Origin of the sequence: Noviherbaspirillum album (assembly GCF_035916955.1) — a bacterium.
Classification (GTDB): Bacteria; Pseudomonadota; Gammaproteobacteria; order Burkholderiales; family Burkholderiaceae_D; genus Noviherbaspirillum; species Noviherbaspirillum album.
This window is the reverse complement of sequence record NZ_JAWIIV010000042.1, coordinates 1-25,062: the sequence shown is the minus strand read 5'-3', so window position 1 is coordinate 25,062 and position 25,062 is coordinate 1. Positions and strand designations below refer to the sequence as shown.

Here is a 25,062-nt window from a genome sequence, read left to right as displayed (position 1 = left end):
GGGCGGCTGCGAAGCGTTCGAACAGGGAGCGGATGCCAATGCGACAATCGTACCCATACAACACAAGGCCTCTTTGCGGGTGACAGAAGCGGCCGGAAAGCACTATAGTTTCGGCGAACGACGGTGAGCGCAACAGAGAAATAGCGATGACGATAGCGATCAGGACAGCAGAACCCGATGATGCAAAGGATGCATGCGACGTGCTCAGGCGCTCGATCTCGGAGTGTTGCGAGGATGACCACCGCCACGACGCCGAGGTGCTTGCTGCCTGGCTGGGGAACAAGACGCCCGAGAATGTGCGATGCTGGTTCGGCGCACAAGCCAACCATTCCATGGTGGCGATCGTCGATGACAGGTTGGCCGGCGTGGCGGTCATGACAAGGCAGGGCAGGATCGTGCTGTTCTATGTCGCCCCGGAGAGTCGCCACATCGGCGCCGGCAAGGCCATGCTGCAGGCCCTCGAAACGCAGGCCCGGAACTGGGGCCTGGCCAGCCTGCAGGTCACCAGCACCCTGACCGCACGCTGCTTTTATGCGCGCAACGGCTATATAGAGGGCGCTACCGCAAAAACTTCCTATGGTGCCGAAGGCGTCCTCTTTTCCAAGAGGCTCGTGGCCAGCTATCCGCAGAAGCCGGCATGCCGGTGTAATCTGGCCGCTGGCTGACTCTTCCGCAGATGTTCTTGCGCTGTTGTCGACAGTGGGTGCTGTCTTTGTCTGTATCTGGAGAGAAGGCGGACGCATTGCGTCAGGCGGTTTCACATAAGCTGCTGCCAGACCGAATGCGCTCTAATGATGCCGGATGAAGCACTCCCGCATTGCCTGCACCTGTTCCTGCGAAATCAAATGACCGCGCGCCGCAGACCGCGCCAGCCACATTAGGCCGATGTTTTCATCGCGCGTGACACCATTGCCTTCCAGATAACAGCGGGCCAGCCAGTGCATCGCTTCCGGACACTCCTGCTTGGCGGCCAGCTCAAGCCAGTAAAGTGCTCCCTGCGGTTTCCGGTGTGACAGAAGCAACAGGGCAAGATCGTTCTGGGCACTGGCGCTGCCCGAATCTGCCTGCTTAACAAGCTGAATATCTTCACTGTCCAGCGGCACCACGAGCTGGGGTCTGATTGCTTCAAACGGAATGAGGGTTTTATAAGACGAGCCGCCTTCCTCGGCCACCCGGGGAAGGCTGCCATCGGCAATGCGTCGGCGCAGCGTACGCTCGCTTTGGTCAGTTAATGCAATCACGGCGTTGAGACTGATAGCAAACATCTAATATTCCATCAATTCTGGCAGGCAATTTATCATGACAAGTGCTGTGGCAGACTTTTTTGACCGGCAAATCAGGCGCTTGGCAGCATCAAAACACAGGCATTGTGAAAAATCAAAGAAATTTCTCAAATTTTATTACTGGCACGCAAGCTGCTAATAGGTAATCAGCGCGGTAAAGACCGCCGAATTGATCAACCAAGGGAGAATCACATGAAACTGCAACAGTTCAAACCGGCACAGATGAAGGCAAACGTACAAAAGGGTTTCACCCTGATCGAATTGATGATCGTAGTGGCGATCATTGGTATTTTGGCGGCAGTGGCGATTCCTGCTTACCAAAATTATGTGTCAAAAGCCAAATTCCAAGACATCGTGTCTGCTGCAGCTTCAGTGGAAAAAGCGATCTCTTTGTGTTTGAACGAGAATGCTGGAGATGCTGGTGCGTGTGATACAGCTGAAAAAGTCGGATTGACTTCGATTACAAACTCCAAGGAGGCTTCTACGGCATTGGCAATTACTGCTACTACTGCTGCAGTAACAGCGACAGCTAACGCTGGAGCAGGCGGATATACTTACATCAATACTCCTGCAATGAATGGTTCTCAGATTGTATGGACTCAGTCTGGCACCTGCCTTGCAGCAAAAGTCTGCACTCAATAATATACGTTTTCAAGCAAACGCCCCGTATGGGGCGTTTTTAAATTTCCGACGCTACAAGCAGAAGTGGTCTTTAGTTAATTAGTCTTGACGCATTGCCTGTGTTATTAAAAGTAATTGGCTGAAGCTTAGAAAGTTCACGGAATGTCAATTGCATTGATAAGGAAATGCAGCCAATGTGCATCCAAGGAAAATATATGAAAATTCCTCAGGTTAAACACCGAGCCTCAAAAGGCTTTACTCTAATAGAGTTGATGATTGTTGTTGCGATCATTGGTATATTGGCCGCGGTAGCAGTTCCGGCTTACCAAAATTATGTTACTAAAGCAAAATTCCAAGACATTGTTTCAGCTGCTGCTGCAGTCGAGTCGGCTATTTCAATGTGTATTAACGAGAATGCAGGCGATGCGTCTTTATGTGATACCGCAACGAAAGTTGGCTTGACGTCTATCACTAATTCTAAAGAAGCCGCTACTGCGGTAGCAATTACTGCAACAACTGCGGCAGTTACAGCTACTGCTAATGCTGCAGCCGGTGGATATACATACGTCAATACTCCTTCGTTGAACGGGACACAAATTGTTTGGACGCAGTCAGGAACCTGTTTGGCAGCCAAGGTTTGTTTCGACTAATTTTCCTTAAAGACCGCCCTAAGACAAAGCGCTTTTTTCCGCATTTGATTCGGCCCTCAGCACGGAAGTGTTCCTTAAAAGCCTTTGGGAATAAGAAGGAACAGTTCCGCCGGTGATGCAACCTCAAGCTTTTCCCGGATTTTGGCACGATGGAATTCGATCTTTTCTACACTAACCTCCAATTCTTCCATCATGGAGCGGCTGTTTTCCTGTCAAGCAGGGGCCTTAGCACCTGCTAATCGCGCTCGGCTAGCCCTCCGTGGCCATGTGTACCGACGTCCTGCATGCATTGCTGCTTTTGCTGCGCCGCGTTTGTCTCGAGCGCTTCCATGACCGCCGGCGCCAGGGTTCCTGCGTCAAGCGGCTTCTCGATGGATTCGTAAGAGCCGTGCTTGACGGCTCTCAGCGCGGATGCCATTTCGCGGTGTTCCCTCTGCCCATGTCGCCGCGCTCTGATGATTTTGGTACCCATTGCAAGGACATCCCGGCCAGCGGACTTCTCTTCCATCGCCAGAGGCGGTAGCAACGCGCAACGAAAAGCTTACTGACGGGGAGCGTCCCGGAAATTGTTCAACCTGCACGAGACGAGGCAGATCTGGTATTTTTCTTCGCACATGGCAAGACTCTTCGATCTGCGCGTCCGGTAACCGTCTTCCTTTATCTGGGTCGATGCATGATCTGCCGGCGCATTCTGCTGCGGGACGGATTGTGCCGCCTTGTCGGCCTTGGCCCAAAAAGGAATGACTGCATCGCTCTGTGCCGCCCGCTCGGCTTCCTTTCGGCATTCCGTTTTCTGCGCCGGGCAGACATCGAGGCAAACCTGCTGTCCTTTCGCATACAGCGAGAACGCAGCCAGCGGAAACAAGACAATAAAACGCGAGAGTCTCATATAAGCTGATACGGACAAGTTCTCCGAAGACTATTCATCCCGAGTCTGCCTCACCACTCTGCTGGCCAATAACGTCAATGGATGGCAACATCCGAAGCCCCGTAGTTTGTCATCGCACATTTAAGAGGCCATGGCGTTGGAAACGCATCCTTCGACTGCCACTGCCCATGTTCCATATGCTGCCCATGCACTTCCCTTGCCTAGGCACGCGCCGAAGTTTCAACTTCGCGCGATGCAAGACTAAAATGATTGTCTCAAGGCCCAAGGTCAGGCATTCATGATCGCCGCCATTAATTCATCCGTCTTGACAGGCTTTTTCAAATGGCTGTCGAAGCCGGATTCAAGCGCCTTGATTCGGTCTGCCTCCTGTCCATATCCTGTGACGGCAATCATCCTGAGGCCCTTTGTGCGGACATCGTTGCGCAGGCGTGTCGCGACCTCGTAGCCTTGTATGTCCGGCAGGTCGATATCGATCAAGGCAAGGTCGGGACGTTCCGCGAAAGCTGCCTGCACGCCGCTCAATCCATCTTCGGCTGCGGAAACCAGGTGCCCATGGGCTGTCAATAGTTCGCAGAGCAGATCGCGTGCATCCTTGTTGTCTTCAATGACCAGTATTTTCTTCGTTGAAGTCTGCTCCCGCTTGGTCCGTTCAATAACGCCCGCCTTTGCCTGCACCTTCAACAGTGGGAAGCGGAGATGGAAGGTGGTTCCTTTTCCTTCGCCCTGACTCTCGGCGCTTACCTGGGCATCGTGCTGCCTGGCGAGCGACCGTACCACGGCCAATCCCATGCCTATGCCGCCCTTGGCCCGGTTCGTTACAGGGCCCTGGACGAAGGTCTCGAAAATGTTTGACAGAAGAAGCGGAGAAATGCCGACGCCGGAATCCTTGATTTCGAAAACCGCGCTTCCGGCTTCCGCTTTCACCGAGATATCAATAGTGCCGCCTTCCGGCGTGTACTTGAAGGCGTTTTCGACCAGATTGGCAATCATCTGGTTCAATCGCGTAGCGTCGGCGACGATCATGGCGCGTTCCAGTCGCAGCGAAACCCGGTATTTGCCTGGAATGCCTTGCGCCTCGAAGCTGTCGTAACAGTGCCTGACTGCGTCAGCCAAGTCCACCGGCGCCTTGGAAAGAGTAATCTTCCCGCTCAGAATGCGCTGGGAGTCGAGCAGCTCGTCCACGAGGCTAGACAGCTGGTCGGATTGTCGTTCTATCACTTCCTGCGCGCGCCGGCGAACCGTTTCGGATACGCCATCCATCCTGAGCAATGCCGCAGCGGAGTGTATCGCCGCCAGTGGATTGCGCAGTTCGTGTCCAAGCATTGCCAGATATTCGTCCTTGGCCCTGCTTTGGGATTCAGCCAGGTTCCTGGCTTCTTCCACCTCTTGCAAATGCCGCTGTTTGGCAGTGTTTGCCTCCCGCAGCACCTTGCCCGCGTCAAGCAGGGCTTCATGCAGCTCGTTGACTTCATCCAATGAAGAATGATGCCTTTCGGGGATTTTCCCCTGGCCCAGCAACGAAGCCGCGCTCGATGCGCTTCTCACCGCATCGAGAAGCTTGCGACCGAATAAATAGGCCGCAAATGTTCCGATCAGGAGGGCGGAGAAAAGTCCGAGCGCCCCGAGGATCGCCGCCTGCCTGGCCGAGTTCTCGATCTCGGATACGGGCACGCCGATCCCGACCGTCCAACCCGTGAGGCTGGATCTTGCCGTTACCGCATAGACCTCCAGTCCTTCACGACTGCGACCCCGAAACTGATTGGTGCCTGCCAAGATAAATTCACGTATTTCGGGAAGGGGAGGTTTGCCTACGGATGCATCGTGCTCGATGTTGCGGGCAATCGTGATGCCATTGCGGTCAAACAGCGAAATCAGCCAGGTATCGGGAAGGGTCTTGGGAAATTTTTCCTTCAATGCGTTCACGTAAAGCCACTCCGTAATGACGAAACGGCGCCCGTCATCGATTGTGACCGGCGTTTCCGCGGCCACCAGATAGCTTCTTGTCCTGCTGCCGAGAATGAGATCGGAAATCGCCGGCTCGTTTGTCGCAAGCAATTTATTGATTCTCTCCGTTGTCGTGGGAAGTGGCGGCTTGAGCTCGGCGTCGTAAGGCGCGAGGGTGTTGAAAAGCTGCAGGCCCGTATTGTCTAGCAGCGATGTGTGAGTATTTCTTCCCTTGTTCGTGGCGATGGCGATTTCGTAGAATGCAGCGAAGTCTGCGTCCTTCAACCGATGAGAGGTCGCCAGGGTTGTGGATATTGCAAAGGCTACGGCCATTTCCTGGTCGATTGCCAGCATGGTCGAATGCGCGACCTCGTGCATATTGCGAAGCGCCAGATCACGCTCGGCCTGCAAGAGCATCAACAGCGTCCAGCCTGAGAAGAAAACGATGGGCACGAGTACTGCCGTGACCATCACAGCCAGATGCGATTTGACTTTCATTGAAGGCTAGTTGGATAAGAGTTCGAGGAGAATTTTGCGACGGAAGAATACTACCTGAGGACTTTGAGACAGTCCAAGTTGGCTACTCATGCGGGACAAATTTTCTGCCGCCGGTGGAATAGGGCGCATCAATTATGGAAAATCCCCAAAGTTGCTTCACCTTGACCATGACAACGGGTTCGTAAGCCGAGTTCTTGGTGTATTGCATAAATCATAAATTGACTTCTGTCAGACATTGGGTCAATGTCCAACGAGAAATCTACCGTCGCCAAGCAAGCTTAGGTTGAGTATGCAATGGTCTGAGTGAGCCGGGAAAAGGCGAGACTAAAAACAAGTCTCTTCAACATGAAAGAATGAATCGATTCAGCCTTTTCATGTCAAGTAACTATACTTTATGTTTTCCAAAAAGCGCCCATGGACACCACCCTAGTAGTGAATAGGCATTTCTGCCAGGTTAATGGAAGCAAGCATTTCTTCCAATGACGCAACCAGACCGAAAACGCAACGAGGGAGCGGGACCTCTAGCGGAGCACCCTGACCCATTCGATTTGGGTCGGTGGGCCGCTTCCCCTGAAATGCTTGCGATAGTCGTATTCATCTTCGCGTTAGCGGTTACCTTATTTTTGGGAAATTCCGCTAAAGCCTATTCCGAGCAGGGACTTAAAGCCGAGTTCAACTTTCAAGTCAGGCAAACAACCAAGCGTATTGAAGAGCGCATGGCAACCTATGAACAGGTACAGCGCGGCGCTCAAGCTTTTCTTATGGCGTCAGATAGCGTCAATCGAGAGGAATTCCGGCTGTACGTCAGCTCACTTCGCTTGGAAGAAAAATATCCCGGCATCCAAGGCTTGGCCATTTCCCAGATTGTGCCAAAGGATATGAAGGAGCAGCACATTGCAACCGTCCGCCGTGAGGGTTTCCCAAACTATACTATTTTCCCTACCAGTGAACGGGACACGATCTCGACTATCACGCATATCGAGCCATTCTCCGGGCTAAATCTGCGTGCGCATGGCTACGACATGTTGACCGACTCTGTAAGGCGAGAGGCAATGGAGCGAGCACGCGATACTGGGCAAGCAGCGGCGTCCGGAAAAGTAAAGCTTATTCAGGAAAATGGGGAGCGGGACCAATCAGGACTGGTAATGTACTTCCCGGTTTATCGTCGCGGTGCGACCGTAACGACCGTTGAGGAGCGACGCAAGAACATCGTCGCATGGATAGGCGCACCGTTCAGAATGAATGATTTGATGGCGGGTTTAGGCGGTGAACGTTCAAGTGACATCATCATGGCCATCTATGACGGAAATGAAGTCTCCAACCAGGCATTGCTTTTTCATTCAATAGAAACACCGTCTCAATCGTTAAATCATGCATCACTTCTCCAAGCCCAAGAACAGATTACGGTAGGCGGGCGCCCATGGACCCTGTTAATCCGGTCAAGTCCGGTCTTTGAGACACGACTTCAATCAAGCGAGCCGACCATCATTGTGCTGGGTGGCGTCATTGCCAGTGCAATTCTGTCGATCCTTTTCTGGTCGCTTGCATCAGGACGCAAACGTGCGCTGGCGTTAGCAAACTCCATGACTAACCATCTGCGCGAGAGCGAATTCCGATGGAAATATGCATTGGAAGGAGCCGGTGACGGTGTCTGGGATTTGGATACGGCGACGGGGAAAATCATGTTTTCCAAACGCTGGAAAGAGATGCTCGGCTATGCGGATTCGGATTTAAAAGGTGAGCAGTCTGAGTGGGTACGACTGATTCATCCAGAAGACTTGAGCGCCACCATGAGAATTGCTGATGAGTTCTTGTCCGGCGTCCGACCTACATACTCAAACGAATTCCGGATGCAATGTAAGGATGGTAGCTGGAAGTGGATACTTGCTCGGGGAACGGCAGTAAGCAGGACAAATGATGGAGCAATCTTGCGCGCAATCGGTACGCATACGGATATCACTGAACACAAGCAGAATGAAGAAGCGCTCCAGGAATCAAATAATCGGCTTGCCATGGAACAGCATCGTATGCGCGTCATTCTGGAAAACTCCCATGATGCGTTTGTGGCTTTGGATAGCGATGGGCATATCACAGACTGGAACGTGAAAGCTGAACAGACATTTGGATGGACCTCTGAAGAAGCACTCGGAAAGGACTTTGCTGATCTGATTATTCCACGTGAGCATAGAGAAGCTCATCGACGGGAAATGATGCAATTTTCTGAAACGGATAATAAAAATCTAACTAGCAATGTCATTGAGGCTGCTGCTCTCCATAAAGATGGTCACGTTGTCCCGGTAGAGCTGGCATTAGCAGGCGTACCCCAGCTGGAGGGGTTTGCAGTCAGTGCATTCATTCGAGACATTTCTGAACGCAAAGAGGCAGAAAGGAATCAGGCTGAACGGGCAAAAGCGCTGGAGGAAGCGAGGGTGGCGCTACAGCATTCACAGAAACTTGAAGCAGTGGGAAAACTGACCGGCGGGGTAGCGCACGACTTCAACAACGTTCTTCAAACTATTGGCGGCAACGTAGAATTGCTCAGATTTATGTTGGCAGGCCAACATGCCATTGAAAAGCGACTTGATGGGGTAATGTCTGCAGTCGACCGAGGCGCAAAACTCTCTTCGCAATTGCTGGCATTCGCGCGACGACAACCCTTGCAACCCGTCGTGATAAATCCATCCCGCATCGTTGTAGAAATGGAAGACTTATTACAGCGTGCGCTGGGCGAAGCCATTGCACTTCAGACTTCGTTTCCAGAAAACTTGTGGAACGTGGCTGTGGACCGCGGTCAGTTTGAAAACGTTGTCCTCAACCTGACTATCAATGCACGTGATGCTATGCCCGATGGCGGAATCCTCTCGATCGTTCTGAAAAATGAGACTGTTTCCTCAAGGTCTATGCATCTGGGAAAGCATGTTCCTGATGGAGAGTATGTCTTCGTATTAGTGGCTGATAATGGCATCGGTATGTCCAACGAGGTTCTCGACCAGGCATTCGAGCCATTTTTCACGACAAAGCCACTTGGAGTCGGTACGGGGCTAGGTCTCAGCATGGCGTATGGATTTGTCAAGCAAAGCGGAGGGTACATCCAGATTGATAGCGCTCCGGGCGAAGGTACAGCTATTTCAATCTATCTTCCTAAAGTACCAGAGGCTGAAGAGACAGTGCCATCAGAAGAAGGAGAAGCGCCTGTAGGTGGCAGCGAAACGATCCTGGTCGTCGAAGACGATGCCGAAGTTCGGGCAACAGTTGTCGGGCTCTTGTCGGACTTAGGATATGAAGTAATTGAAGCCCACGACGGGGAAAGCGGACTCGATAGACTACGTAGCGGCAAGCATGTTGACCTGCTTTTTACCGACGTGGTTATGCCCGGGCCGATATCAAGCCCCATGTTGGCACAGGAGGGCAAAGTGCTCATACCCGACTTGGCTGTCCTTTTTACATCGGGTTATACAAGAAATGCCTTGGTCAGCGGTGGTCAACTCGAAAAAGGTGTTCAGCTCTTGAGTAAGCCATACAACCGGGAGCAATTAGCAAAACGAATTCGCCAGGTTCTTGCCTCGAGTACTGTCAAGAAGGATTTTCAACGTCTTGCCTGATCTCTTCATAAGCGCAGGAATGGATGCTGGAATCAGAAGCATGTAATGGCGCATGTCTCTGTCACGGCCTCTTTTACATGGAAAGTGACGGTGTTCTGCTTAGTCCTGTATGAAGCAACGGACGGAGCCGTGTGACGTTCATAAGCCTTGAGCGGTCAACTAATTAAGAGTGGTTCTTCAGAAGCCACAACTTGACTACGACCTTCGATTTTTGCTTTATATAAGGCGACATCGGCGCGCTTCAGCAATGATTGAAAGCTTTCACGCGGGAGCCGACATGCGACGCCAACACTAAAACTGGGGTGGCGGGTAGTACCTCCGTTTTGAGATGTCTTGTCTTCGGATTTGCCGATTTGGCAAAGAAGCCGATTTGCAACTGAAATCGCAGTAGGCAAGTCCGTCTCAGGCATAAGAACGACGAATTCATCACCCCCGAACCGGCCGAGATAGTCGGACGCTCGAAGACGTTCTGTGACGTTTTTAACAAAACATGTCAGGGCTTCATCTCCGGATGCATGCCCAAAAGTGTCGTTTATAGCCTTCATGTTGTCCAAGTCCAGGACCATGACGGACAGCTTGCGGTTTTTCCGGTCTGCCAAAGTTAATTCACGTTCACCGATTTCAAAGAATGCGCGCCTTGACCATGCTCCGGTAAGAAAGTCATGATTGGCCGCGTATTCCGCAGCAGACATCATCTTTCGATGAACTATCAGCAGTCCTCCCAAGGTGAGTATCGGGAATGTGAACGCTCCTACAGCGATAAGAAGGACATTCCACTCAGTCGCGTCATGGAGCGTACGAGGGGCATCCGACCGCAAGAACTGTTGCGCAACTCGATAGGTATGTCCGCAGAAGATCACGCAAGCTGCGCTTAAAGAAAAAATAAATGGATATTTCGCTGAAGACCACGTATCACGTGCATTGAAGATGGTGATTGCTATTGCAAGTCCAATACTCGCTTGATAAGTCGAGACGGTGACCAGGCGTGCGGTGTACGAATTAAAACCGTAATGGAAGGTGGAAATCAGCACCAGGAATATTGCTAGAACACAGACCAGAAAAATAGTAAGCGGAGGGCGATTGAAGAATCTACGGAAGGTGACAAGGGTTGCTAACGACGCAGCTATGTAAAGCGTGTTTGCAACTTCGTACGCCACAAAAGGATGCAAGCTTCTCCCAAAGCCGTAGAGGAAGTTCGCCCCCAATCCAAGTAGGTTTGCGACAAGAAGTGTACGAACGCCGGGCACTCGGCTATCTTTTACGGAGTACACCACCAGTATCATCACAAAGCACAGAAGTGCTGCGATGGAAAAAGCGCCTTTGGTGCCTAACACTGGTTTCTCCTAATGCGTCTTGCACGGGAATTCATTTTCTGAATATCCCATTTTAACAAGTATTTCTGTATCGCAACATCTATGATTATGGGAAGAAAGCAGGCGCCGATTGCATTTTGAGCAAATAAAAAGCAAGGCGTGGGGCTGAATAAGTGAAGATACGAACCCAGCCTATTTGCGAATTTCGGGGCGTATGAAGCAGGAATTACTGGGAGCTTGTATTCGATGCGAGATATGGCTGCGCCCGAGCACGCGCAGGTAGACGCCATGGCGGTCATCCAAGCGTTTCGCTACACAATTTTCAACCTCGTTGAAAAGGAGTACGTACAACCGGATGGAACGCAGGTTCCGGACATGTTGGTGTGCGCAGTACTCAAGCAAGATTGCAGGCCATGTGAACCCATTGCGACATTAGGTCCTTATTCATTGCCGATCACTGGGTAGCAGTGGAAACTTCTGAAAAGAATTTAGGGGAAGTACACGCGCACGAATGATGTTAAAGGAACTGGACTCCCAATTCCATTGTGCGAAACATCCGTCCCGGCCTTTGATAAAAATCCAAGAGCCCGTCTTTCATCATTGCCGCACAAATGGTCAAGGTTTTATCTTCGGCATGCAGTTTGCAATATGTTGTACGTCACAGCCTTCGTTTTCATAGGCCGATGACGATTTTTCAAACAAGACGAGGACAGAGATGAGACAAGGCGCGATGCAGTTTTTAAAAAAGGCGGGTGTACTTTGTAGTGGCATGCTCTTAAGTGCCGCTGCGTGGGCTCAGACGAATTTTACAATGACCTATAACGGAGCCAGTCCATCTGGGGGGGAGTGCTCCAGCACCTACAACATAGTTGGAATGGAGCCTACAGCACCAGGCAAGCATCCGGTCTTTGTATATATGGTTGGAACATGGGAAAATTTTACTAATGCATCCGCTCTTGAGGCGGTAAAAAGAATGGCGGCAAAAGGTTATGTCGCCGCGACTGTGGAATACGGTAATTCCGCTTTTGGTAGTTGCGATGTCATTGGCTCGAAGTCAAAGTGCATCTTCGACCCTGATAACGCAGCAAGCGCAATTACTCAAATCTGTTCCCGCAAGGGGGCAGATTGCCGTAAGGGCTTGGTTGTTGGTGGCTTCAGTCAGGGCTCCATCATGGCAGTACTGGCGAAGAACTACGATGCCCGCGTACAGGCGGCCTATGGGCTTGGAACCGGAGTGCAATATGCTTCCACAGACTTGCGACAGTGTATGGCCAATGGCAACCATGTACTGCCTGCCGACCGCCTGCGCATCGTCAACGGGGAGGCTGACGAATTCATGGGGGGGAATCAACTTACGGTCCGTAGCCAAATGCAGGAAGTGACAGGTCTCAATTGCGGTCTCACGGCAAATGGGTGTGTCAATCCTAACGGAAGTGGCTGGCATATGGTGCAGCAAATACGGATGAGCAGCGGCTTGGCCGACCACTGCTACATGCGCTCCGCTGGATGCGCGAGTAGCGAAGACACCCTTCAGCCCGCATGGCAATCGGGAGGAGAGGCTTGGCAACTCGAAGATAATCTACGATGGCTTACCAACTTCACCGGTAAATGATTTGCGCCTGTATCTGCAGGCGTTGGGATAGGTATTTTCCCAACGTCATTGAGGTTGGGAAAATACCGTGTTGCAGCTGGAAAGCTTTCTATTTTTATTGACTGGCGGGGAAGTGGATAAAGTGCTTGCCACACACCAAAATCTTGGCAGGCCTTAATTCCAATCTTAAGTCAGACATGACAGATGAGATCGATGGATTCTTTCGACTGGCAAGGCCGCCAGGCGGGAAAAGATGCGATCTCATGTCATGGAATGGCTTGGGATTGGTATCAGGGCATGATCGGCTTCTTCGCCGCCTGCTTGGCGCGCACGTCCTTCAATGTGCGTTCAATAATCGTGACGCGATAGTTGGTCGAAGGATGCAGCGCCGTGTACGCGTTCAGCATGCTCGGTGGATACTGCGCCGCAAGCCGGCGCCAGAACGGCACGACACCGTCGACCTTGTAATTGGCGCGCGCCAGCATGTAGATCGCGAGCTTGTCCGCCATCGCATCCTGGGACTGCGGCATCGGCTTGATGCCGGCGAGCCCGGTCATCATGCTCATGTCGGGGCGGATGCGGGTCAGGTTGTCGATCACGCCGCCGATGGTGGCGCTGGTGCGCTGCCGCGCCGGATGGGCCAGTGCATTGTGCGCCATTTCCCTTGCGATCACGTAGGCAAGCTCGTCGTCGGTGCGAGCGAAATTCATCATGCCGCGCGTGACCAGCACTCGATGTCCGTCCGAGTAAGCATTGACGATGTCGGTGTTGCCGAGTTCGAAGCCGTAGGCGCAGGCGAACGTGAGTGGTACGGTTACCTCGATTTCCGAGCCCTCGCGCACCAGCGACAGCTTGACGCTGGAGCGCTTGGTCACGATCGGAGCGAGGATGCCGGCGGCCTGGCGCTCGGCATTCTGCCCTTCCGGCAGGCGCTGTCCTTCAACCGCCAGGATGCTGTCGCCGGGGCGCACGCCGGCGCGCGAGGCACCGCTGCCCTCAAGCACGCCCATGATCTGAAGCTGGTCGCCCAGGCCAAGTGCTGTTTGCGCGGCACTGACATAGTCCTGCGAATATGAGTACCGGTTCTTTGCGGTAAAGCCAAGCAGATTGCGTGCGTTAGCCTTGCACAGCTCCGGATTGCTGATGATCAGGGGTGCCGCAACGCGGTACAGCCGGTCCTGCAGCGCCACCAGCGACTTCAGCGTCAACTCTTCCGGTGTAGGTGCTGCCGGAACGGCAGGCCGTGCCACCTGCTCCGCAGGACGCGACGCCGCACCGGGTTCCGTGGTGCTGGTCGTGGTGGTCGCGCAGGCGGCCAGCAATAAGGCGGCAGGCACAAGTGCAAGGTGCTTGCCGGCGGCGGACAGCATGGGTAATGAAAGCAGGCGGATCGGCCGCTTGGCTGAATGCATCAATGATTCTCCCTTAGTGTTTGCCGGTACTGCCGAAACCGCCGATGCCGCGTTCGCTGTCGCCGAATTCTTCGACCACGTTGAAGCCGACCTGCAGGACCGGCACGATCACGAGCTGCGCCAGCCGTTCCATCGGATTCAGCGTGAAATCGTTCTGCCCGCGGTTCCATGTCGACACCATCAACTGGCCCTGGTAATCGGAATCGATCAGGCCAACCAGGTTGCCGAGTACGATGCCGTGCTTGTGGCCCATGCCGCTGCGAGGCAGGATCATCGCCGCATAAGCGGGATCGGCGATATGGATTGCCAGTCCGGTCGGTACCAGGTGAGTCTCGCCCGCCTTGATGGTGAGCGGCGCATCGATGCAGGCACGCAGGTCGAGGCCGGCGCTGCCCGGCGTTGCATAGGCGGGCAGTTGTTCCTTCATCCGGGGGTCTAGAATCTTGACGTCAATGGTTTTCATGAAATGTAAGAATAAGTGTAGGCATTCGGCGCTCGCGCCGTTCATTACAAAAAGATACAGCTAGGTTTACTGGAGCCTGTCCAGGCTCCTATCCGAGGCGGCGCGCGATCTCGCCGACGAGCAGCCGGCCGAGCATGCGCTTGTCGGCGCGCGGCAGGCGCTGATGTCCGGCATCGTCGAACAGCACGAGCTCGTTTTCATCCTTGCCGAAGGTCTGGTGGCCGATGTTGCCGACGAGGAGAGGAATGCCCTTGCGCTTGCGCTTCTCCTCGCCGTACTCCAGCAGCTTTTCCGACTCGGCGGCGAAGCCGACGCAATAGGGCCTGCCTGGCAGTGCGGCGACGGCGGCAAGGATGTCCGGGTTCTGTGCGAAGTCGAGCCGGGGCACGTCGCCGGCGCCGTTCTTCTTCAGCTTCTGCCCGCTGGCATTGGCGACGCGCCAGTCCGCCACGGCGGCCACGGCAATGAAGACATCCTGTCCGCCGACGCGCGACAGTACCACGTCATGCATCTGCTGCGCGGTCTGCACGTTGATGCGGTGAACGCCGTAGGGCGTGTCGAGCGCGGTGGGACCGGAGACGAGCGTCACTTCCGCGCCGGCTTCGCGCGCGGCGCGGGCGATCGCGTAACCCATCTTGCCGGAGGAAAGATTGGTGATGCCGCGCACCGGATCGATGGGCTCAAAGGTCGGACCGGCGGTCAGCAGCACGCGCTTGCCGGCGAGGACTTTGGACTGAAACGAAGCGATGATTTCCTCGATCAGCTGTTCCGGTTCCAGCATGCGGCCCATTCCCGTTTCGCCGCAGGCCTGCTCGCCTGCATCCGGTCCGAGCAGTGCGATGCCGTCGGCGCGCAGCTGGGCGACGTTGCGCTGGGTAGCCGGGTTCTGCCACATTTCGACATTCATCGCCGGCGCGATCATCAGCGGTACTGTCATCGGGCGCGCCACGCACAGCGTCGACAGCAGATCGTCGCAGGCACCATGCGCCAGCTTGAACATGAAATCGGCCGAGCAGGGCGCGATGACGATGGCGTCGGCATCGCGCGTCAGGTCGATATGCGGCATGTTGTTGGCAATGCGCGCATCCCACTGATCGGTATGTACCGTGCGGCCCGACAGGGCCTGCATGGTCACCGGCGTGATGAAATGGGTGGCCGCATTCGTCATGACCACCTGCACCTCGGCGCCAGCCTTGCTCAGGCCGCGCGTGAGTTCGGCGGCTTTGTAACAGGCGACGCCTCCTGTGAGGCCTAGAACGATCTTTTTACCGGCGAGGTCCATGCGTTGCTTTCTGAAGTCGGTTCCGAACAGGCAAGTTTAGCAGCGTAGTCAACCGCCTACTTGCCGACCCGCCGCAACTCATCCACGATGAACAGGGCGGCACCGCCGACGATCGCCATGTCCGCCACATTGAACGCCGGCCAGTGCGGCAGGCTGGAATTGGGAATGTAGAAGTCGAGGAAGTCGATCACATGGCCGTAGAGCACCCGGTCGATCAGGTTGCCGATAGCGCCGCCGAGGATCAATGCCAGCGCCCAGCAGAACAGCCGCTGCCCTGCATGTCGCTTGAGCAGGTAAACGATGAAGATGGCGGCGGCGATCGCGATGCCGGTGAAGAAATAGCGCTGCCAGCCGGATTCGCTGGCGAGGAAGCTGAAGGCCGCGCCCTTGTTATAGGCCAGCACCAGATTGAAAAAGGAAGTGACGGGACGCGATTCCCCGAATACGAGCATCTTGTTGACCGTGATCTTGGTGATCTGGTCGATCAGGATGATGATGGCAGCAATGCCGAGCCAGGGCGCGATGCTGGTCCGCGGGCTCGAGGAAAGGGTCTTGAAGCTCTTTTGTTTGGATGCCATATTGGTTGCGAAGAGTTGCGGTCCGCACGCCGTGCGGACCGATTGAACGTGTGGCCATGCATGATTTCCAGGGAGAGCCGCTCGATGCGGCAGGCGTCTCTCCGCGGGGCGGTGCGCCGCATCAGGCGGCCTTGCGCGGCTCTCCCTTGCCGAACAGGTTGCTGACGCAGCGGCCGCAGATGCCGGGATGTTCGGCATGCGCGCTCACATCGGCCCGGTAATGCCAGCAGCGCTCGCATTTCTGGTGAGCCGACGGCGTGACGACGACGCCTTCCTCGGCCTCGCTGCCGACCCTCGTCACCTTTGCTTGCGACGTGATGAAAACGAACTTAAGGTCGTCGCCGAGGCTGTTGAGCAGCGCGAACTTGTCGCCGCTGGCCTTGATCTCGATTTCCGCCTGCAGCGAGGAGCCGATGCCGCCGGCGGCCCGCACTTCCTCGAGCTGCTTGGTCACCGAGGTGCGCACCTCGCGCAGCGCGGCAAAGCGCGCCAGCAGGCTTGCCGCGTCGGCAATCTGGGGCAGGGCATAGTAGGTTTGGGTGAAAATGGTTTCGTCGCTCTCCGCATAGCCTTCCGGACCGGCGAATACCGCCCATGCCTCTTCGGAGGTGAACGACAGGATCGGCGCCATCACGCGCAGCAAGGCCTGACTGATGTGCCAGATCGCAGTCTGCGCGGAACGCCTCGCAGCTGAGGTGGTGCCGCCGGTGTACAGGCGGTCCTTCAGGATATCGAGATAGAAGCCGCCGAGGTCTTCCGAGCAATAGCCCTGCAGCTTGGCCACCACGGGATGGAATTCGTACACTTCATAATGCTGCAGCAGCTCCGCCTGCAGCTCGGCCATGCGGGCGATTGCATAGCGGTCGATCTCGAGCATCTCGGCCACCGGCACCGCATCCTTCTTCGGGTCGAAGTCGGAAGTGTTGGCCAGCAGGAAGCGCAGGGTGTTGCGGATGCGGCGATAGGCTTCCACCACGCGCTTGAGGATCTCGTCGGAAATCGACAGCTCGCCGGAGTAGTCGGTTGACGCCACCCACAAGCGCAGGATTTCCGCGCCCAGCGTGTCGGACACCTTCTGCGGCGCCACCACGTTGCCCTTGGACTTGGACATCTTCTTGCCTTCGCCGTCGACCACGAAGCCGTGCGTCAGTAGTGCCTTGTAGGGCGGCTGGCCGTTGATCATCGACGACGTCAGCAGCGAGGAGTGGAACCAGCCGCGGTGCTGGTCGGAGCCTTCGAGGTAGAGGTCGGCGGGAAACTGCGACTGTTCCGCATGCGAGCCGCGCAGCACGGTCTGGTGCGTCGTCCCGGAATCGAACCAGACGTCGAGCGTATCCTTGTTCTTCACATACATGTCGGCATCGGCGCCGAGCAATTCCTTCGGGTCGAGCGCCTGCCAGGCTTCGATGCCCTGTTCGGCGACGCGCCTGGCCACTTCCTCCAGCAGCTCCGGCGTGCGCGGATGCAGTTCGCCGGTCTCCTTGTGCACGAAGAAGGCCATCGGCACGCCCCACTGGCGCTGGCGCGAGAGGGTCCAGTCGGGCCGGTTGGCGATCATGCCGTGCAGGCGCGCCTTGCCCCAGCTCGGGAAGAAGGCGGTGGCTTCGATGCCGGCGAGCGCGGTTTCGCGCAGCGTGGGGCCGCCGTTCTTCGGAACGCTGTCCATGCCGGCGAACCACTGGGAGGTCGCGCGGTAGATGATCGGCGTCTTGTGGCGCCAGCAGTGCATGTAGCTGTGGGGCTTGATGCCGAAACCGAACAGCGCGCCGACTTCGTCCAGCTTTTCACAGATCGGCTTGGACGCATCCCAGATGCCCATGCCGCCGAAGAACGGCAGCCAGGACGCATACTTGCCGTCACCCATGACCGGGTTGAGGATTTCATCGTCGCGCATGCCGTGCGCCTTGCACGACAGGAAGTCTTCCACGCCGTAGGCCGGCGCGGAGTGAACGATGCCGGTACCGGCATCGAGCGTCACGTATTCCCCGAGGAAGACCGGCGAGAAGCGGTTGTAGGCCGGATCGAGATCGGCGAACGGATGCCTGAAGCGGACATGCGCGAGCTTGGCGCCGGTCGTTTCACCGAGCACGGCGGCGGTGACGGTCGCGCCGGCTGCGGCTTCCTTGTCGGCCCCCTTGTCAGTCCCCTTTTCGGCGATATCCTTCAGGAAGGCGTCGACCAGGTCGGCTGCGATGATCACGTGCTTGCCATGATGCTTGCCAGCTTCGATCCTGAGCAGGCGGTAGCTGAATTCGGGATGGACGTTCAGTGCCTGGTTCGACGGAATGGTCCACGGCGTCGTGGTCCAGATGACGGCATAGACCGGGTCGGCGGGCAGGTTGGCCAGCCCGAACGCCTTTGCCAGCGCATCGCGGTCAGCGGCGGGAAAGCCGACGTAGATCTCGGGGTCGCGCTTGTCCTGGTATTCCACTTCCGCCTCGGCCAGCGCCGAGCCGCAGTCGAAGCACCAGTTCACCGGTTTCAGGCCGCGGTAGACGAAGCCCTTGTCGAGAATGGTGCCGAGCGCGCGGATTTCGTCGGCCTCGTTGCCGAAGTTCATGGTCTTGTAGGGGTTGTCCCACTCGCCCAGTACGCCGAGGCGGATGAAGTCCTTCTTCTGGCGCTCGATCTGTTCCGACGCATAGGCGCGGGACTTGGCCAGCACCTCTGCGGTCGGCAGGTTCTTGCCGAACTGCTTCTCGATCTGGATTTCGATCGGCATGCCGTGGCAATCCCAGCCAGGCACGTACTGCGCATCGAAACCAGCCATGTTGCGGGCCTTGACGATCATGTCCTTGAGGATCTTGTTGACCGCATGGCCGATATGGATGTCGCCGTTCGCATACGGCGGTCCGTCGTGCAGGATGAACTTGGGACGTCCCTTGGAGGCCTTGCGAATGCGCTGGTAGATCTTCTTGTCCTGCCATTCCTTGACCCATTTCGGTTCGCGCTTGGCGAGGTCGCCACGCATCGGAAAGGCGGTTTCGGTCAGGTTGACCGGATACTTGTTTTTTTGCTCGGACATGATGGTTTCAATGGTAAAAATTCTGTGGATCAAACGGATGCGGCCGCGCGTCTGATCGTCAAATTCGGTCGGTGGCGGAGACCGCGAGCGTTTCGCGTTCCTTGAAGAACTGGCGCGCCTGCTGCACGTCGCTTTCGATGGCGGCGGTCAGCGTGGGGAGATCGACATATTTTTCTTCGTCGCGCAGCTTCTTGAGAAATTCGACGCGGACGATCTTTCCGTAGCATTGCTCGGCATAGTCGAACAGGTAGGTTTCCAGCAGCACGCGCCCGCCGTCCTCGACGGTGGGACGCACGCCGAGGCTGGCCACGCCGGGCAACGGATGCGCCGCCAGTCCGTGCACCTGCACGACGAAGATGCCTGACAGCGCGGGCCGCTTGTGGGCGATGCGCAGGTTCATGGTCGGAAAGCCGATGGTGCGCCCGAGCTTCTTGCCGTGGATGACATGGCCGGATATTGCGTAGGGATGGCCGAGCAGCGTGGCGGCGAGCGGAAAATCGCTAGCCGCGAGCGCGGCGCGCACTGCCGACGATGAAATGCGCACGCCGTCATTGGTGACCGCCGGCATCGCTTCCACATGGAAGCCGTACTTTTTGCCGGCCTCGATCAGGCTGGCAACATTGCCGGCGCGCCTGGTGCCATAGCAGAAATCCTCGCCCACCATCAGCCATTTCACGTGCAGGCCCTCGACCAGCACCTTCTCGACGAAGTCCTCCGGCGACATGGATGCGAAATGGGCATTGAAGTGCTCGACGATCACGCGGTCGATGCCGGCATTGGACAGCGACTGCAGCTTGTCGCGCAGGTTGGCGATGCGGGCCGGCGCGCGCGACAGGTCGCCGGCGAGGCGCGCAAAGAATTCGCGCGGATGCGGTTCGAAGGTCATGACCGCTGCCTCGACGCCAAGCCGCGCCGCCGCTTCGCGCACGTGCGACAGCAGGGCCTGGTGGCCGCGATGCACGCCGTCGAAGTTGCCGATCGTCAGCGCACAGGGCGCACGCGATTCGGCGTTGGGAAGTCCGCGAAATACCTTCATTGGGATGGCCGGAGATCTCTGGTGCAAAACCGGTGATTATAAGCGCTTTCCCGGTCTTTTCCGCTTCGCAAGCCTCGGTGGCATGACAAAATGTCAATGCAGGTAGCGCTCCTGCGGCCGGGTGCGCCCGGTATCGGCAAGCGGGTCCTGCCGGTAATAGGCCTTGAGCAGGCGGAAAACATCGGGGTAGGCGAGGGCAAGCGGCTCGGGATGCACGAAGAACGCCTCCGACGCCACCGCGAAGAATTCGGCCGGATGCCTTGCCGCATAGGGATCCAGCGGAAGGTCGGCGGCCAGTTCGTCGTAGTAGGCGGCATGGGCATCGATGGTGTCGTCGAAATCCTCGGGCAGGCGGGATTCCAGCAGTTCCACGTGTTCGTGGAAATCCTCGTAGGCGCTGCTGAACACATCGCGCCATTCGGTGGCGTCCAGGTTCTGATGCCAGTCCGGGAAAAACGGCGGGTAGCCGTTGGGCACGCCGGTAGTCATGTCGATCTTGTGCGCAAATTCGTGGATGACCACGTTGTAGCCCGGCACCTCCACGTCTTCCGCATCTTCCCATGACAGCACGACGGCGCCGCCCGCATCGATGGCTTCCCCGGACACCGGTTCCTGCCATTCATGCACTACGCCGGCTTCATCGACCTCGGTCTGGGGAATAATGAAGGCATCGGGATAGACAATGATCCCCGCCATGTCGTCGTACAGGTCGAGGCTGAGGTTGAGGACGGGAAGGCAGGCCTGGGCGGCGATAATGACTGCGATTTCGTCCGACAGCAGGAAGCCGCCCGCCCCGGTAACGGTCTTGCGATGAAGCAGGTCCTCGCACAGTGCCTTGAGACGCGCCAGATCGGCGTCGTCAAGGCGGTCCAGGAACGGCAGGCGCGCGACGCACGCCTGCCAGAGTGTATCGGGAATGCTGGGCTTATCCCGGAAGAGAAGATTTTTTAACCATTGCATGGCGCCATTGTCGCGGATATTCAAGCGTCTTGCCCGATCGTATCGCAGACAGGCGACAACTTAATGATAACCGCCCATGAAATGATCGAGCAGCGCGCTCATGTTGCCGACGCCGCCCTGGGGCACCTGTCCGGAAGGCGTGAGCTGGTCGATCAGGTCGGGCAGCATTTCGCTCAGGTGTTCGGCCGCCTCATGTTCGGTGTAGCCGGTTTCCTCGGCAATCTGCTGCAGATGGCCCTCGCCCAGCACCTGTTCCATCTGGGTTGTCGTAAGCGCGACATTCGGGCCGGAACCGATCCAGGACCGGATCACGTTGCCCATGCCGGCCTCCTGGAATTTCTCGACCAGCCCATGCAGACCGCCGGTCTGGCCATTGTTGGCGATCAGCGCCAGCGCGGCCTGAAGGAGTCGCGTGCGCGAATCCATCAACGGCAGATGATTGTCTCCGAGCATGTCGAATGCCTTGTCGAGCAGTCCCATGGGTGCCTCCAGATGCGGATTGAATAAAGCAGTCACCTTAGGGCAAACCGGATATTTGCGCGCGGCAATCGAAGCAAAGTTTGATCTCCATTCAAGGCTCGAAAAGTTCCCTTGAAACACTAAAAATTTACGCCCAAATGCACTGCAAGTACGACGTCAGTACGTTTGCGCAAGCTTAAAATTCTCCCCACACCGCATTGATGCCGGCCAAGGCTGCCAGCCCGGCGGTTTCGGTGCGTAATACCCGTTTCCCGATCGACAACAGCAGCACGCCGTGATTCGCAGCGGCGCTTTCCTCCTGTTCGGTGAAGCCGCCCTCGGGGCCGATCATCACTGTAACGGCCTGTGGCGGGTGGTGCCTTGCCCAATCGGACAATGACTGTTCGGCGCGCGGCGTCAGCAGGATGCGGCGGTGCAAATCCTGCCGGCCTATCCAGTCGCCGAACTGCACCGGTTCGCAGACATGGGGAAGGCGGTTGCGACCGCATTGTTCGGCGGCGGCCTCGATGATGCCGCGCCAGTGCTGCAGCTTTTTTTCGGCGCGTTCGGCGCTCAGGCGCACGACCGAACGCTGGGCGGCGAGCGGCTGGATCGTGGTCGCGCCGAGTTCTACGGCTTTTTCCATGATCCAGTCCATTTTCGACCCCTCAGGCAAGCCCTGCGCAAGCGTGATTGCATACGGCAGCTCGGATTCGCGCGGCGAGAAAGTCTTGACTTCCGCGACAGCCCTGCGCTTTTCAATGCTGGCGAGAGTCGCCGTATATTCTCCGCCCTCGCCGTTGAACAGGGTGACCATGTCGCCGATGGCCATCCGGAGCACATGTATATGATGGGTAATTGAATCGGGAAGCGAAACTAGTCCGCCGATGGCGAGTGGTTGCTGGAGGAAGAATCTAGGCATGGTCGGGAGGTTGAATGACGCTGAATGATGTTGAACTGGCAAGCCTGGAAGAGCCCAGCCGGATCGTAGTTTCACATTGTTCTTACTTTTTTCGGTTTTCCATGCCTTCGGATATCTTTGCCTTCCGATCAATGCGGCATGCGATGGGCAATCGGCAGCTTTCAGTAGATATGTTGTCAATCTTTAATCCAGACTCCGTGATGGATCCAGCCCGGCGTTCTTGATTGGCAAAACATGATGCCCCGATTTTAATGGCGGCAGACTCAGTCTGGTAAAATAACGGGCTTTGCACCATCCTGCGCAGAAATGGTCCGAAACCATCGCCGCGCACCGCAAGCCGCTCCAAGATCCGCCACATACCTTGATTTGACATGACTTCCACTCTCCCCACCGACAAGATGGCCAATGCGATCCGCGCACTGGCGATGGACGCAGTACAAAAGGCAAATTCCGGCCACCCCGGCATGCCGATGGGCATGGCAGAAATCGCCGTTGCCCTGTGGGCAAGGCACCATCGCCACAATCCGGTCAACCCGCGCTGGATCAACCGCGACCGCTTCGTCGTTTCCAACGGCCATGGCTCGATGCTGCAATATGCATTGCTGCACCTGAGCGGCTACAGGCTGTCGATGGACGAGATCAAGAATTTCCGCCAGCTGCATTCCAAGACGCCCGGTCATCCGGAATACGAAATCACCGAAGGCGTTGAAACCAGCACCGGGCCGCTCGGCCAGGGCATCACCAACGCCGTCGGCATGGCGCTCGCCGAGAAGCTGCTGGCCGCCGAATTCAACAAGCCCGGCTTCGACATCGTCGACCACTACACCTACGTCTTCATGGGCGACGGCTGCCTGATGGAAGGCATTTCGCACGAAGCCTGCTCGCTGGCAGGCACGCTGCGCCTGAACAAGCTGATCGCGCTCTATGACGACAATGGCATCTCCATTGACGGCAAGGTCGACGGCTGGTTCACCGACGACACGCCCAAGCGCTTCGAAGCCTACGGCTGGAACGTCATCCCTGACGTCGATGGCCACGATGTGAACGCCGTCGACGCCGCGATTGCGCAGGCGAAAACTTCCGATAAACCAACCTTGATCTGCTGCAAGACAGTCATAGGCAAAGGCGCGCCTAATATGCAGGGCAGCGACAAGGTGCACGGCGCGGCTCTCGGCGACAAGGAAATCGCCGCGACGCGCGATGCAATTTCATGGTCGCACGCGCCTTTCGAAATCCCCGCCGATGTGTATGCGGCATGGGATGCGAAAGCTGCAGGCCAGGCACTGGAAAACGAATGGAATGCATTGTTCAAGGCTTATGACGAGCGCTATCCGCAACAGGCAGGCGAGCTGCAGCGCCGCATGAAAGGCGAGCTGCCCGGCAACCTCGATGCCGCGATGGACGCCTACATTGCCAGCTGCGTGGAGAAGAAGGAAACCATCGCAACCCGCAAGGCCAGCCAGAACGCGATCCAGGCATTGGCACCGGTGCTGCCGGAATTCCTCGGCGGTTCGGCTGACCTGACCGGTTCCAACCTGACCAACTGGAAGGAAAGCGTGGCGGTACGCAGCGAGCAGCCGGGCAACCACATCAATTACGGTGTGCGCGAGTTCGGCATGAGCGCGATCATGAACGGCATCGCACTGCACGGCGGCTATCTGCCGTTCGGCGCGACCTTCCTGACGTTTTCCGATTACAGCCGCAATGCGATCCGCATGGCGGCACTGATGAAGATCCGTTCGCTGTTCGTGTTCACGCACGATTCGATCGGCCTGGGCGAAGACGGCCCGACCCACCAGTCGGTCGAGCACATCTCCAGCCTGCGCCTGATCCCGAACCTGGACAACTGGCGTCCGTGCGATACCGTGGAATCGGCGATTGCATGGCGCGAGGCGGTCAAGCGCCGCAACGGTCCGAGCACGCTGATCTTCTCGCGCCAGAACCTGCCGTTCATGGAGCGAAGCGCGCAGCAGATCGCCGACATCCAGCGTGGCGCGTACGTGCTGCGCGATGCGGCCGACGCCAAGGCGGTGCTGATCGCAACCGGCTCTGAAATCGAGCTGGCCGTCAAATCGGCCGACGAACTGGCCAAGCAGGGCATCGCGGTGCGCGTGGTGTCCATGCCTAGCACCGATGTGTTCGACCGCCAGGATGCGGCCTACAAGGCCAGCGTGCTGCCGAAGGGCTTGCCGCGCGTGGCGATCGAGGCCGGCGTGACGGACTTCTGGTACAAGTACGTCGGACTCGAAGGCGCCGTGGTCGGCATCGACAGCTTTGGCGAATCCGCTCCGGCGGGCGTGCTGTTCAAGCACTTCGGCTTCACGACCGACAATGTCGTGGCCAAGGTGAAGTCGGTGTTGGCTTAAGGCTTAAGAATTTCCAGCGCCTCTCCCGCATGCAGGCTTGCTGCGCGGGAGAGGGCTGAATGATTACCGTGCTTTTTCATTCAGGAGAAAACCATGACAATTCGTGTCGCAATCAACGGCTATGGCCGTATCGGCCGCAACATCCTTCGTGCCCACTACGAAGGCGGC

Annotated in this window: 21 protein-coding genes and 1 pseudogene; 7 read left to right on the top strand and 15 right to left on the bottom strand. The window is 56.7% G+C overall.

What is annotated here, in order from left to right; all coding sequences use genetic code 11:
• Positions 1 to 146: 146 nt before the first annotated feature.
• On the top strand, positions 147 to 665 hold the full coding sequence (locus RY831_RS28240) for a GNAT family N-acetyltransferase (protein ID WP_326509672.1): 519 nt from the start codon (positions 147 to 149) through the stop codon (positions 663 to 665).
• 123 nt (positions 666 to 788) lie between these two features.
• Here RY831_RS28240 and RY831_RS28235 read toward each other — a convergent pair whose 3' ends face one another.
• Positions 789 to 1,265: a tetratricopeptide repeat protein gene (locus RY831_RS28235; protein WP_326509671.1), complete on the bottom strand. Its 477-nt coding sequence runs from the start codon at positions 1,263 to 1,265 to the stop codon at positions 789 to 791.
• 240 nt (positions 1,266 to 1,505) lie between these two features.
• Between RY831_RS28235 and RY831_RS28230 the strand changes: the two genes are divergently transcribed.
• The gene (locus tag RY831_RS28230) at positions 1,506 to 1,925 is read left to right on the top strand and encodes a pilin (RefSeq protein ID WP_437126335.1); all 420 of its coding nucleotides are present in this window, start codon (positions 1,506 to 1,508) and stop codon (positions 1,923 to 1,925) included.
• A gap of 194 nt (positions 1,926 to 2,119) precedes the next feature.
• Complete coding sequence (locus RY831_RS28225) at positions 2,120 to 2,554, top strand: pilin (RefSeq protein ID WP_326509669.1); 435 nt, start codon at positions 2,120 to 2,122, stop codon at positions 2,552 to 2,554.
• A gap of 235 nt (positions 2,555 to 2,789) precedes the next feature.
• Here RY831_RS28225 and RY831_RS28220 read toward each other — a convergent pair whose 3' ends face one another.
• The 3 genes from RY831_RS28220 to RY831_RS28210 all read right to left on the bottom strand — a co-directional run bounded on the left by RY831_RS28220 (position 2,790) and on the right by RY831_RS28210 (position 5,885).
• The gene (locus tag RY831_RS28220; RefSeq protein ID WP_326509668.1) at positions 2,790 to 2,972 is read right to left on the bottom strand and encodes a response regulator transcription factor; all 183 of its coding nucleotides are present in this window, start codon (positions 2,970 to 2,972) and stop codon (positions 2,790 to 2,792) included.
• A gap of 123 nt (positions 2,973 to 3,095) precedes the next feature.
• On the bottom strand, positions 3,096 to 3,443 hold the full coding sequence (locus RY831_RS28215; RefSeq protein WP_326509667.1) for a hypothetical protein: 348 nt from the start codon (positions 3,441 to 3,443) through the stop codon (positions 3,096 to 3,098).
• 267 nt (positions 3,444 to 3,710) lie between these two features.
• The gene (locus RY831_RS28210) at positions 3,711 to 5,885 is read right to left on the bottom strand and encodes a hybrid sensor histidine kinase/response regulator (RefSeq protein WP_326509666.1); all 2,175 of its coding nucleotides are present in this window, start codon (positions 5,883 to 5,885) and stop codon (positions 3,711 to 3,713) included.
• A gap of 575 nt (positions 5,886 to 6,460) precedes the next feature.
• On the opposite strand from RY831_RS28210, the gene RY831_RS28205 reads away from it, so the two are divergent.
• Positions 6,461 to 9,487, top strand: coding sequence for a CHASE domain-containing protein (locus RY831_RS28205; protein WP_326509665.1), 3,027 nt, complete (start codon positions 6,461 to 6,463; stop codon positions 9,485 to 9,487).
• Between the two features lie 155 nt (positions 9,488 to 9,642).
• On the opposite strand, the gene RY831_RS28200 is transcribed toward RY831_RS28205, so the two are convergent.
• Positions 9,643 to 10,821: a GGDEF domain-containing protein gene (locus tag RY831_RS28200; protein WP_326509664.1), complete on the bottom strand. Its 1,179-nt coding sequence runs from the start codon at positions 10,819 to 10,821 to the stop codon at positions 9,643 to 9,645.
• A gap of 694 nt (positions 10,822 to 11,515) precedes the next feature.
• On the opposite strand from RY831_RS28200, the gene RY831_RS28195 reads away from it, so the two are divergent.
• Positions 11,516 to 12,412, top strand: coding sequence for an alpha/beta hydrolase (locus RY831_RS28195; RefSeq protein WP_326509663.1), 897 nt, complete (start codon positions 11,516 to 11,518; stop codon positions 12,410 to 12,412).
• 269 nt (positions 12,413 to 12,681) lie between these two features.
• Here the strand turns inward: RY831_RS28195 and RY831_RS28190 are convergent, their stop codons facing one another.
• The 10 genes from RY831_RS28190 to RY831_RS28145 all read right to left on the bottom strand — a co-directional run bounded on the left by RY831_RS28190 (position 12,682) and on the right by RY831_RS28145 (position 22,901).
• The gene (locus tag RY831_RS28190; RefSeq protein ID WP_326509662.1) at positions 12,682 to 13,803 is read right to left on the bottom strand and encodes a M48 family metalloprotease; all 1,122 of its coding nucleotides are present in this window, start codon (positions 13,801 to 13,803) and stop codon (positions 12,682 to 12,684) included.
• Between the two features lie 13 nt (positions 13,804 to 13,816).
• Positions 13,817 to 14,266, bottom strand: coding sequence for a dUTP diphosphatase (dut, locus tag RY831_RS28185; protein WP_326509661.1), 450 nt, complete (start codon positions 14,264 to 14,266; stop codon positions 13,817 to 13,819).
• Positions 14,267 to 14,354: 88 nt separating this feature from the next.
• Positions 14,355 to 15,548: a bifunctional phosphopantothenoylcysteine decarboxylase/phosphopantothenate--cysteine ligase CoaBC gene (gene coaBC / locus RY831_RS28180; RefSeq protein WP_326509660.1), complete on the bottom strand. Its 1,194-nt coding sequence runs from the start codon at positions 15,546 to 15,548 to the stop codon at positions 14,355 to 14,357.
• Positions 15,549 to 15,604: 56 nt separating this feature from the next.
• Positions 15,605 to 16,126, bottom strand: a complete 522-nt coding sequence (lspA, locus tag RY831_RS28175; protein WP_326509659.1) for a signal peptidase II — start codon at positions 16,124 to 16,126, stop codon at positions 15,605 to 15,607.
• A gap of 121 nt (positions 16,127 to 16,247) precedes the next feature.
• The gene (ileS, locus tag RY831_RS28170) at positions 16,248 to 19,151 is read right to left on the bottom strand and encodes an isoleucine--tRNA ligase (protein ID WP_326509658.1); all 2,904 of its coding nucleotides are present in this window, start codon (positions 19,149 to 19,151) and stop codon (positions 16,248 to 16,250) included.
• Between the two features lie 58 nt (positions 19,152 to 19,209).
• Complete coding sequence (locus tag RY831_RS28165; RefSeq protein ID WP_326509657.1) at positions 19,210 to 20,187, bottom strand: bifunctional riboflavin kinase/FAD synthetase; 978 nt, start codon at positions 20,185 to 20,187, stop codon at positions 19,210 to 19,212.
• Positions 20,188 to 20,280: 93 nt separating this feature from the next.
• On the bottom strand, positions 20,281 to 21,147 hold the full coding sequence (locus RY831_RS28160) for a M90 family metallopeptidase (protein ID WP_326509656.1): 867 nt from the start codon (positions 21,145 to 21,147) through the stop codon (positions 20,281 to 20,283).
• A gap of 60 nt (positions 21,148 to 21,207) precedes the next feature.
• Positions 21,208 to 21,627, bottom strand: a complete 420-nt coding sequence (locus RY831_RS28155) for a YidB family protein (RefSeq protein ID WP_326509655.1) — start codon at positions 21,625 to 21,627, stop codon at positions 21,208 to 21,210.
• A 175-nt stretch (positions 21,628 to 21,802) separates the two neighbouring features.
• Positions 21,803 to 22,528 carry a 16S rRNA (uracil(1498)-N(3))-methyltransferase gene (locus RY831_RS28150; protein WP_326509654.1) on the bottom strand — a complete coding sequence of 242 codons (726 nt, stop codon included), beginning with the start codon at positions 22,526 to 22,528 and terminating at the stop codon, positions 21,803 to 21,805.
• 82 nt (positions 22,529 to 22,610) lie between these two features.
• Complete coding sequence (locus tag RY831_RS28145; RefSeq protein ID WP_326509653.1) at positions 22,611 to 22,901, bottom strand: hypothetical protein; 291 nt, start codon at positions 22,899 to 22,901, stop codon at positions 22,611 to 22,613.
• Between RY831_RS28145 and tkt the strand changes: the two genes are divergently transcribed.
• Positions 22,900 to 24,894: a transketolase gene (gene tkt, locus RY831_RS28140; RefSeq protein ID WP_326509652.1), complete on the top strand. Its 1,995-nt coding sequence runs from the start codon at positions 22,900 to 22,902 to the stop codon at positions 24,892 to 24,894. The genes RY831_RS28145 and tkt overlap by 2 nt on opposite strands.
• A 93-nt stretch (positions 24,895 to 24,987) precedes the next feature.
• A pseudogene (locus RY831_RS28135) lies at positions 24,988 to 25,062 on the top strand (aldehyde dehydrogenase); the annotation flags it as partial.